This is a genomic window from Lamprobacter sp. (genome assembly GCF_034860625.1).
GTDB lineage: Bacteria > Pseudomonadota > Gammaproteobacteria > Chromatiales > Chromatiaceae > Lamprobacter.
Window position 1 is genome coordinate 1 of the sequence record NZ_JAYESN010000142.1, and the last position, 9,424, is coordinate 9,424.

The 9,424-nt window shown below is 61.0% G+C and carries 11 protein-coding genes; 4 read left to right on the forward strand and 7 right to left on the reverse strand.

Annotation, left to right across the window (positions count from 1 at the left end; genetic code table 11):
- Nucleotides 1–497: 497 nt before the first annotated feature.
- The 3 genes from VBE63_RS21775 to VBE63_RS21785 are packed head-to-tail and all read right to left on the reverse strand — an operon-like array spanning nt 498 to nt 2,667.
- The gene (locus tag VBE63_RS21775) at nt 498–1,139 is read right to left on the reverse strand and encodes an RNA ligase family protein (RefSeq protein WP_323685121.1); all 642 of its coding nucleotides are present in this window, start codon (nt 1,137–1,139) and stop codon (nt 498–500) included.
- 32 nt (nt 1,140–1,171) lie between these two features.
- A complete protein-coding gene (locus VBE63_RS21780) occupies nt 1,172–2,293 on the reverse strand; it encodes a Fic family protein (protein ID WP_323685122.1) in 1,122 nt (373 codons plus the stop codon).
- Nucleotides 2,224–2,667: a 3'-5' exonuclease gene (locus VBE63_RS21785; protein WP_323685123.1), complete on the reverse strand. Its 444-nt coding sequence runs from the start codon at nt 2,665–2,667 to the stop codon at nt 2,224–2,226. The genes VBE63_RS21780 and VBE63_RS21785 overlap by 70 nt, the downstream gene beginning before the upstream one ends.
- Before the next feature lie 19 nt (nt 2,668–2,686).
- Between VBE63_RS21785 and VBE63_RS21790 the strand changes: the two genes are divergently transcribed.
- Entirely contained in the window at nt 2,687–3,901 is a 1,215-nt protein-coding gene (locus VBE63_RS21790; protein WP_323685124.1) for a Bcr/CflA family multidrug efflux MFS transporter, read from the forward strand.
- A 56-nt stretch (nt 3,902–3,957) separates the two neighbouring features.
- Here the strand turns inward: VBE63_RS21790 and ubiT are convergent, their stop codons facing one another.
- The 3 genes from ubiT to VBE63_RS21805 form a co-directional block, all read right to left on the reverse strand.
- Nucleotides 3,958–4,428: a ubiquinone anaerobic biosynthesis accessory factor UbiT gene (gene ubiT / locus VBE63_RS21795; protein ID WP_323685125.1), complete on the reverse strand. Its 471-nt coding sequence runs from the start codon at nt 4,426–4,428 to the stop codon at nt 3,958–3,960.
- On the reverse strand, nt 4,425–5,018 hold the full coding sequence (idi, locus tag VBE63_RS21800) for an isopentenyl-diphosphate Delta-isomerase (protein WP_323685126.1): 594 nt from the start codon (nt 5,016–5,018) through the stop codon (nt 4,425–4,427). Before idi ends, ubiT begins: the two co-directional genes overlap by 4 nt.
- A 204-nt stretch (nt 5,019–5,222) precedes the next feature.
- Nucleotides 5,223–5,849 (reverse strand): hypothetical protein, encoded by a 627-nt coding sequence (locus VBE63_RS21805; RefSeq protein WP_323685127.1) that lies wholly within the window; start codon nt 5,847–5,849, stop codon nt 5,223–5,225.
- A 337-nt stretch (nt 5,850–6,186) separates the two neighbouring features.
- On the opposite strand from VBE63_RS21805, the gene VBE63_RS21810 reads away from it, so the two are divergent.
- The 3 genes from VBE63_RS21810 (at nt 6,187) to VBE63_RS21820 (ending at nt 8,467) form a co-directional block, all read left to right on the forward strand.
- Nucleotides 6,187–7,665 (forward strand): helicase HerA-like domain-containing protein, encoded by a 1,479-nt coding sequence (locus tag VBE63_RS21810; protein ID WP_323685128.1) that lies wholly within the window; start codon nt 6,187–6,189, stop codon nt 7,663–7,665.
- A gap of 82 nt (nt 7,666–7,747) precedes the next feature.
- Complete coding sequence (locus tag VBE63_RS21815; RefSeq protein WP_323685129.1) at nt 7,748–8,296, forward strand: retropepsin-like aspartic protease; 549 nt, start codon at nt 7,748–7,750, stop codon at nt 8,294–8,296.
- A 21-nt stretch (nt 8,297–8,317) separates the two neighbouring features.
- The gene (locus VBE63_RS21820) at nt 8,318–8,467 is read left to right on the forward strand and encodes a hypothetical protein (protein ID WP_323685130.1); all 150 of its coding nucleotides are present in this window, start codon (nt 8,318–8,320) and stop codon (nt 8,465–8,467) included.
- Between the two features lie 20 nt (nt 8,468–8,487).
- Here the strand turns inward: VBE63_RS21820 and VBE63_RS21825 are convergent.
- The coding region (locus tag VBE63_RS21825) for a mechanosensitive ion channel domain-containing protein (protein WP_323685131.1) at nt 8,488–9,424 on the reverse strand (937 nt) is incomplete at its 5' end.

Here is a 9,424-nt window from a genome sequence, read left to right on the forward strand (position 1 = left end):
CGGATTGGGGCTGGATGGCGGCTGGCTGGTGCTCTTCGATCGTCGCACTGGACAGCCGCCGATCGCCGAGCGCACACACGTCGATGAAACGCGCAGCCCCGGTGGGCGGCGGATTCAGGTGATTCGGGCCTGAGCGCAGGGCTGATCGGGTTGGGTTTTTTGACGGCCAAACGCAGAAATCATCGCGCTCGGATTCTGTCCCGATTGCCCTCGATTGTTCGGTGAACAGCGGTGTTTCAATGATCCGTTACACAACGAGAGTGTAAGTCAATGACGTGGGTTCGTATCCTCATCACGAAGCGGCTCAAAGCTGATTCTGAGTCGTGATCCGGTCGCCTTCGCGACCTTCTCCAGCCTCCGCGTTGAGGTGCGCACGGCTTACTTCCAGAACACGTCATCGAGCGGCGGAATATCGGTGCAATCGATATCAGAACCCAGTGTTTCAGGCGGGGTTTTAAGCTCAGCCTTCTGCTTGTTGGTTAGAGATGGCAGATTGTTTAGGCAACAAGGCCAGCGACAAAGTCTCGGCATTTTATCTTCGTAATGATCCGCTCTCCACGACGAGCGCGAAGCTCTATTTTTGGGCGCGCGACGATACCTTCGGCTTCGAAGTCCCCCCAAGTAGATCTGATCCCGCGTTTCACCCACTCGACGGCGTCATGAAGTGTTCCTTCCCCAATGATCGGAATGACATCGATGCCGAGCTTCGTCGCGACATCTTCCACGTCGGAGCGACGTAGCCACCATTCGCCGACCCGCACATCGAACAACACAAAGTCCGGGTCTTGCCGGTACTTGCCGCCTCCTTTCTGAATCTTTGCGCCATACCCCTCGCCATACAGACAGGCATCGCGGCCAAAAACATCGTGCATTCTTGCCGCCAGTGGCAAGTACCGCTCATTGAACCGAGCAATGAGCTGAGCAGGAATCTGCGCCGCATCCGTCTTCCCAGCGAATGTCACGAGCCCGGCATTGAAAATAACCCTTATATTCGTTCCGTCCACCTTCTCGGTAAAGATCCATTGATTGTTTGCCAGATACTCAAATTCCGGCAACGTCCATTCGCCCTCAAGCAACGTCTTGTGCTTTGTGCTCATGTCCCGCTTAAATAGCGTCTGAATCTTATGGTATTCATTCATTGCTTGTTCCTTTAAGTCTTAATGTCATAAGGTCAGGGCTTGCTCAACTGGTAACGGGTATTGCGACCGCCGCCGGGAAGCGGCTCGAGCACCCCCATCTTGACCAACGCGGACAGATCACGATAAGCCGTGGCTCTGGAGCATTTGCAGATCGCCTCGTATTTTCGGGTGCTGATGCCGCCCTCGAAGCCCTTGGTACCCTCAGCGAAGACCCGACTGACCATCCTTGATTGACGCGTATTGAGTTGGCCCGCATAGCGCTCCCAGAATCTGGCCTTACCCAACACAAAATCGATCTCTTCCCTGGCAACCTCCTGCGCCTGATTGACTGCATCGATAAAGAACGCAATCCAGGGGTTAAAGTCGAGCGATCCTCTGGAAATCTGCTGAAGCGCGTCGTAATACTGCCGCCGATCACGCTCGATCGCGGTAGCCAAACAGGCGAGTGTCGGGTAGCCAAGTGACTGTGACAGTGCGTGATCTGCAATCGCCCGTCCCACCCTGCCGTTGCCATCATCAAAGGGATGAATCAGCTCGAACCAGACATGCGCAATCGCCGCACGTACAGGACCGGAGATCACCTCGGCAGGCTTCGCCGTCAACGGATTGGTTCGGTTGTACCAATTCAGCAGCAGCGCCATCTCTTGGTAGAGAGTCGCCGCTGGGGGCGCCTCGTAATCGATGCGCTCTCGGCCGTAGACACCGCTGACAATCCGCATCGGCTCAGGCGCATTGCGATACAGGCCGCGCATCACCAGGCTCAGCGGCTGATGCACCACCACCATCGACTGCCAGCGCCCCAGAAGGGCATCATCCAGCGGCTCTGCCCAATGCTTGCGAACGTCTACCATCAATGCCGCCGCCCCCGCCGCCTTCTCGTCCTGATGCCGGGGCGCAACCGAGTCCTGAGCAATCAGCTGCAGGAGCGAGGCCCGAACCGAGTCACGATCCAGCGACTCGCCCTCGATCGCACTGGTCTTGATCGCCTCAGACAGCATCAGACCAATCACCGCATCCGTTTGCAGGTCCGCGGGCAGTGCCTCCACGCGACCCATCAGACGCTCGGATTTCAGATGAAATGTCTCTACCTGCGATCGAAATGCCTCCGTGTCGTAACGGAAGTTCGGCCAATCTTGATGCTGCCAGGTCCACATGAAGCGAATATAGGCCAGATTCGCTTCAGAAAGAAGCCCAGACTGAAGCGCAGCATCAGCTCCTGCTCCAAGTAAATTGTCAGATTGGCGGTCATCTCCGCATCGGCCAGAGCACGGTGGTAGCGTCCTGTCACTGGCAGTCCGGCAAGCGCCATCAATGTTCCCAGCTGATGGTTTGGAGCCTGTGGCAGCAGGCGTCTTGACAGGAGCATTGAACAGACGAAATCCTGCTTGCGCTTGACGCGAATCCGGTCTAGCTCAGCGTCCCAAAACGTGCGATCAAACGATGCGTTATGGGCAACAAGCCGATAGTCTCCAACAAAATCCGACACCTCGCCCATGACCCGATCGTTCGACGGCGCCTTGCGTAACATGGCGTTTTAAAACCCAATCATGCCACACACCAACCGTTGGGTTCTGCTACCAGTGCTCGGCCTGCTGGCGGCCCTGACCCCGTTCGCGATCGACATGTATCTGCCGAGCATCCCGTCCATCGCGCGGGATCTCGATGCCAGTATCGAGCTGGCACAGCTCAGCATCACCGTCTATCTGGCGGTGTTTGCCGCGGCGCAGCTGCTGCTCGGACCGCTGTCGGATGTGCACGGCCGCCGCCGCAGCATTGGTCTCGGGCTGATCCTATTTATGCTTGGGAACATCGCCTGCGCGCTGGCACCGAGTATGTCGCTGATGCTGCTGGCGCGGGCCGTTCAGGCGGTGGGCGGAGCCGCGGTCGCGGTGACCATTCCGGCCTTGGTGCGCGACCTATTCGAGCGCGATGAGTACGCGCGTGTGATGGGCATGATCATGCTGGTGATGGGATTTGCGCCCTTGGTGGCGCCGAGTCTGGGCGGGCTGATCATTCTGTACGCCAATTGGCATTGGGTCTTCGTGGCCTTGCTGCTGATCAGCCTGGTCGCGACGCTGTTATTCTTTCGCGTGGTACCGGAGACGCTGCTGATCGAGAACCGACATCGCCTGCACCTGGGCGATATCTTCCGTAACTACGGCCTGTTGCTCCGTCACCGCATTGCGCTTGGCTACCTGCTGACTGGCTCAGCGAGCTTCAGCGGCATGATGATCTTCATCGTCGCTTCGCCCTTCGTCTACATCGAGCTGCACGGCGTCTCAGCGTCGGCCTTCGGTCCGCTCTTCGGCATCAATGTCTTGGCCGCGATGCTGTTGGCGTCGGTGAATGCCACGCTGGTGAGACGCCTGGGGTCGGAGCGGCTGCTCAGCGTCGGCCTCGCGTTGCAGGCAACAGCGGCGGTCGCGTTGTTACTGCTCAGCTGGATGACACCGCAGCCGACGCTTTGGATGATTGCGGCGGTCTCTTGCGTCTATCTCGGCATGAACGGCTTGATCTTCGGCAACGCGATGGCCGGCTTCATGGCCTTCTTCCCGAGCATGGCCGGCACCGCATCAGCGTTCGCCGGCGCATTGCGCTTCGGCCTTGGCGCCATCGCCGGTTCGGTCGTGAGTCTGTTGCATGATGGCAGCGCGATGCCGATGCTCATCGGGATGGGCCTCTGCGGTCTGCTCGCGCTCGGCATCTATCTCATGGTCTGCTGGCGACAAGCCGATGGAAAGCAGCTTGTTGCCGAGGAGTAGTTCGCACTGAGGATCGGGCACAAGAGCCCTTGTAAAAGGGATCTTGCGAGTCCTAGCTAGCTGCGGCCAAAGCGCCCGAGCAGATCAGTGGCGCCGTTCATCACCTTCAGCAGCGGTCCGATGCGGTCTTCAAGCTCGACACTGTCGAGGAAGTTCTTCACGTAGAGCCCCAGCTCGGTGCTGCCTCCAAGCCGCAACCGACGGTTGAAGAACAGGGTGTCCGGGTCTTCTCGACGGGTCGCCAACAGCAGGAAATCGTAGACCTTGCCATCGATGCTGAGGTCGGTCGCCGCCCCAGGCGGCGCTGCCTTGATGCGCGTTCCAGCGAGGGTCAAACGAAATTCCAGCCGGGCATCGTCAACGCCGATGCGCATCACATGGCCATCCAGAAAATCGAGCTCACCGTCGCGTAGCTCGGGCTCGAAGAGGCGATTCAAGACCTGCACCAGCGCCGCCGTGCGCAGCCTATTCGGGACTAGCCCGACCGGCAAGGTCAGCAGACGCGGAATCGTCGGTGACTTGATCAAGCGACCTTCCTCAACGGGGTGGCGGAGAGGCTGGCGATCAGATCACGATACTCAGTACGCAAACGCTGCCACTCCATCACAAACCAAGGCGTCACCCGCTCCGGCTCCTCTGCCACCAGGCGGTCGGTCTCGGCGCAAGGAATCCAACGCCAGTCGGCGATCTCGCTCGGATTCACGTTCACCGCCACGGGCGCTTCGACCTTGCCGACATAGACCGAGCAAAGCTCATGCTCCGCGCCCAGCCCGCCAAATTCAGCCTGATATTGGAACTTGTAGAGGAAGCGTAGCTCGGCATCGATCGCCAACTCCTCACGCAAGCGGCGATGCGTGGCCTGCTCCAGATCTTCACCGCGCCGAGGATGGCTGCAGCAGCTGTTGGACCAGAAAAGCGGCCATAAGGGCTTCTCGCCGCTGCGCTGTTGCAGTAGCACCTGATCGTCGTCCGTGAACAGGAAGATCGAGAAGGCGCGGTGCAAGAGTCCATCGCCTAAATGAGCGTTGACCTTGGTCTCGTGACCGATCTCACGATCATCACCATCGACGAGGATCAGCGGCTCATCATCAAACGAGACGGTTTCGTGTTTAAACAAATTCGCTCTCCATCCGCTCTCTCAAGTCTGCAAGGCTCGAGCTTCGGCCGCTCAAAACCGGCAATGGTTTCCGCCACAAGCCCCACCGATATGCTCGATCACTCAATGCTGGCACAAAGCCAACAGAGTGACAAGGCAGCTTGACAACGGCCGGGTCAACTTTTATTGACGCCAGGCAGCGCCGACCAAGCATGCCAACCGCGGCTAGCCCCGATCACCCGCAAATGGCTGCTCACTACTGGCCAAGTCTGGCGGCGGCGGAAAGGCCGCGCTAATCGCGTCGGGCAGCTCGCCACGCCCAGCCTGATACAGGCCTCCAGACTCCACCATCAGCAGCCCCATCACGGTCAGCAACAGCGGCACCACGCCGATGCGAGCCCAGATTGCGCCGCGCATATCTTGAGACTCGAGCTTGCGCCTTTCCATCTCTTGCAGGGCCGGGGGGAGATCCACAATCCGGCGTTCCAGATCTGACTGATCATCGCCGCCAACAAACGCCAGACTCACGACGGCCGCGCTGACCAGATACGCGATCAGCAGGATGCGGTAGCGGCCCGCCGCCAAGCGCCAATGCGCAGCGACGAACCAGGCTGCTGAGTGCCTTGCCCGGCCCGCGCGCAGCCAGGTGAAGAGCATCACCAGCACCGAGAGCGTCAGCGGCACCGCAACGAAGGCCCATTTGTAACGCGCGATCACCGAATAAGACTCCGCCATCGAACCTGCCAGCAACGCCACGCCGGCCAACAGGTTGAACAAGAGCAGGTTGATCATCGCCAGCTCATGCGCGGACTTCGCCTTGCGGCGCTGCAGATCGTCGACGGCGTAGAACATGGGAATTCCTCGAGTCCTGCAGTTTGCAGTGTGGCTAGCCGCTTTGGCGGCCGTATTGGTAGAGGCGCTCGTCATTTGCTGGAGGCCTTCGCCGCTGCTCTGCCAGCGGACCTGGCGACCGGCGTGGCGCGCCGGCTAGGAACGGTGTTCGATCTCTCTTCGCGACATGATTGTGCGCATCGCCCACCACGCTGACAACCCACCAGCGCCGATCGCTGAAATCAGCAAAGGCCCACCATCGGCAGCGAGTCAGCGCGTGCGGATGGTTATACTGGCAGCAAGAAACAACCGGCAAGAAACAACCGCCATGCAGACCCCGGTGCAATGGAGAATCCCCATGACTGACGGCATCCTGATTGGTAAAGACGCAGAGGCCGCGGTGCGAATCTGGCCGCGGATGGCGAATCGCCACGGGCTGGTCGCTGGGGCCACCGGCACCGGCAAGACCGTCACCCTGCAACGGCTCGCCGAGCAATTCAGCCGGCGCGGTGTACCGGTCTTCCTGGCCGATGTGAAGGGCGATCTGGCCGGCATCAGCCAGCCCGGCGGTGACAACGCCAAGGTCGCCGAGCGTGTCAGCGAACTCCAGCTCGACGACTCCGAGTTTGCCTATCGTCCCTGCCCCGTGACGCTCTGGGACCTCTACGGTGAACAAGGCCATCCGGTGCGCACCACCATCAGCGAGATGGGGCCGCTCTTGCTGGCGCGGCTGCTGAACCTGAACGATGTTCAAGAAGGCGTGCTCAACATCTGCTTCCGCGTCGCCGACGACAACGGCCTGCTGCTGTTGGACATGAAGGATCTGCGCGCGATGCTGAACTACATCGCCGAGAATGCGGCCTCGCTGCGCACCAGCTTCGGCAACGTCTCGGCCGCCTCGGTCGGCGCCATCCAGCGCCGGTTGCTGCAGCTCGAGGATCAGGGCGGCAACCTGCTGTTCGGTGAGCCAGCGCTCGACCTCGCCGACCTGATGCAGACCGACATCAACGGCCAGGGCATCATCAATGTGCTGGCGGCGGACAAACTGATCCACAACCGCACCCTCTACGCCACCTTCCTGCTGTGGCTGCTCTCAGAGCTGTTCGAGCAACTGCCTGAGGTCGGCGATCCAGACCAGCCGAAACTGGTGTTCTTCTTCGACGAGGCACATCTGCTCTTCGACGACGCCCCCAAGGTGCTCACCGACAAGGTCGAGCAGGTGGTACGGCTGATCCGCTCCAAGGGTGTCGGCGTCTACTTCGTCACCCAGAGCCCGATGGACGTGCCCGACGATGTGCTCGGGCAGCTCGGCAACCGGGTTCAGCATGCGCTGCGCGCCTTCACCCCGCGCGACCAGAAGGCGGTGCGTGCCGCTGCCCAGACCTTCCGCATCAACCCAGCGCTGGATACCGAGACCGCCATCACCGCGCTCGGCGTCGGCGAAGCGTTGGCCTCCACGCTTGATCTGGACGGCATCCCCAGCATCGTCGAGCGGGTCAAGGTCGCCCCGCCCGGCAGCCAGCTCGGCCCGATCACGGCGACCCAACGCCAAGCGCTCATGCAGGGCTCACTGGTCGCCGGCGTCTACGAAAAGAGCCTCGACCGCGAATCAGCTTACGAAATACTCAAACTAATGGCCGATCAGGCCGCAATCGCCGCCGAATCGACCCCGGTCACACCAGCCCAGCAACGTACCCGCACCCCGAGCCGGGGCAATCGGCAGACTGCGGTCGAGGCCTTCGCCAGCAGCGCGATGCGCTCACTCGGCACCCAGATTGGACGCCAGATCGTGCGCGGCGTCATGGGCTCGCTGTTTGGTGGCACCCGGCGGCGCTGAGTGCAGCGTTGCAGGATCAAGAGGCCGACCAACAATCGCCACACGGGCGGAAACCATCCGACAACGACCCCATGTCAATGGCATGAACAATAGATTCCCAGCCCCACTGCCGAGTCGACAAGACGGCCCCTCCAAGCTCGGTCGAGCCATGCTCTTCGGCGCTTGGGTGGTCGGCATGGTCTTGCTCGCAAGCCTGTTCCAGAACTACCTCTCGCACCGAGAAAATCCCAACCAAGACCTCATTGCCCTGGCTGGCCCTGACGGGATGACTCAGGTGGTGCTGCAACAGAATCGCGACGGCCATTATGTCGCCACCGGCACCATCAACGGCGAGCCGGTCGTCTTCCTGCTCGATACCGGCGCGACCACCGTCTCGCTACCCCAAGGGCTGGCCCGCCGACTCGGCCTGGCGCTACGCCCCGGCGGGATGAGCAAGACCGCCAACGGCATGGTGCAGACCTGGACCACGCATCTGAATAGCGTCAGCCTCGGTGGACTCGTGGCGCACAACCTCCGCGCCACGGTGCTGCCCAACTTCCCCGGCGATCAGGTCCTGCTCGGCATGGACTTCCTGAAACGCTTCGAGCTGATCCAGCGCGGTGGCGAGCTGACGATCCGCTTACCGAGCTGAACAGACCAAGCGCGGCCGCCGATGACGCGCCCGCGTGATCGCTGCGACCGACCGGAACCTGATCTAGACTTTCTGGTAAGGCTCGAGTGGTACCGCGATCGCGGTAGCGAGCACGAGCGTCGCGTCTTCACCAAGACCTGGAACCAGGAGATCGAGCGCGATCTGGTCTAGCTCGAGTGGCCGTGACCCCATCACGCACCCCCTGAAGCGGACCCTGCGTGCTGCAATTGCACACGCAAGGTTCCAGCGGTATCCAGATGCAGATCCCGCTGCGGGAAGGCGATGACGATGCCCGCGGCGTTGAACTTGCGGTTGATCGCCTTGTGGAGATCGGTGATGGTCGAGATCCGGCAGTCGATCGAGCTCAGGTAGGCGCGGAGGATCAGGGTCAGCGAATTGTCGCCGAAGCCTTCGAAGCTCAGGATCGGCGCCGGGTCGTCGAGGACGTGCTCATGCTCCTGCGCCGCTTCGCGCATGAGCGACAAGGCCAGATCGACGTCGCTACCGTAGGCGACCCCGGCAACGACCACCACTCGGGTCATCTGATCGGAGAGGGACCAGTTGAGCAGACGTCCGGTGACGAATTCCTTGTTTGGGACCAGCAGCTCCTTGCGGTCCCAGTTGCGGATGGTGGTCGCGCGGATCTGGATCTTGGTGACCACGCCGTCGGTATCGCCGACGGTGACAATGTCACCCACCCGCACCGGCCGCTCGAACAGGATGATGAGACAACTGATGAAATTGGCCACGATCTCCTGCAGACCAAAGCCGATGCCGACGCCAAGCGCCGCGACCAGCCATTGCAGTTTTGACCACTGGACACCGATGGTGCCGAAGACCAGCAGCAGCCCCAGGGTGATGATCGCATAGGTGGCGAGGGTGATGACGGTATAGCGGCCACCGGCCGTCATCGCCGTGCGATGCAGCAGGATCATCTCCAGCACCGCCGGCAGCTTCTTTGCCAGCACTAGGGTCGCGATGCCAAAGGCGAGTGTGAGACCAAGGTCTTCCAGCGTCACCAGGTCGACCTGCTCTTCACCGTCGATCATGACCGTCTGACGCCAAAGCGTCACCTGATCGAACACCTGCAAGGCCGGGATGACGTCAGACCAGATGATCCAGAGCCCA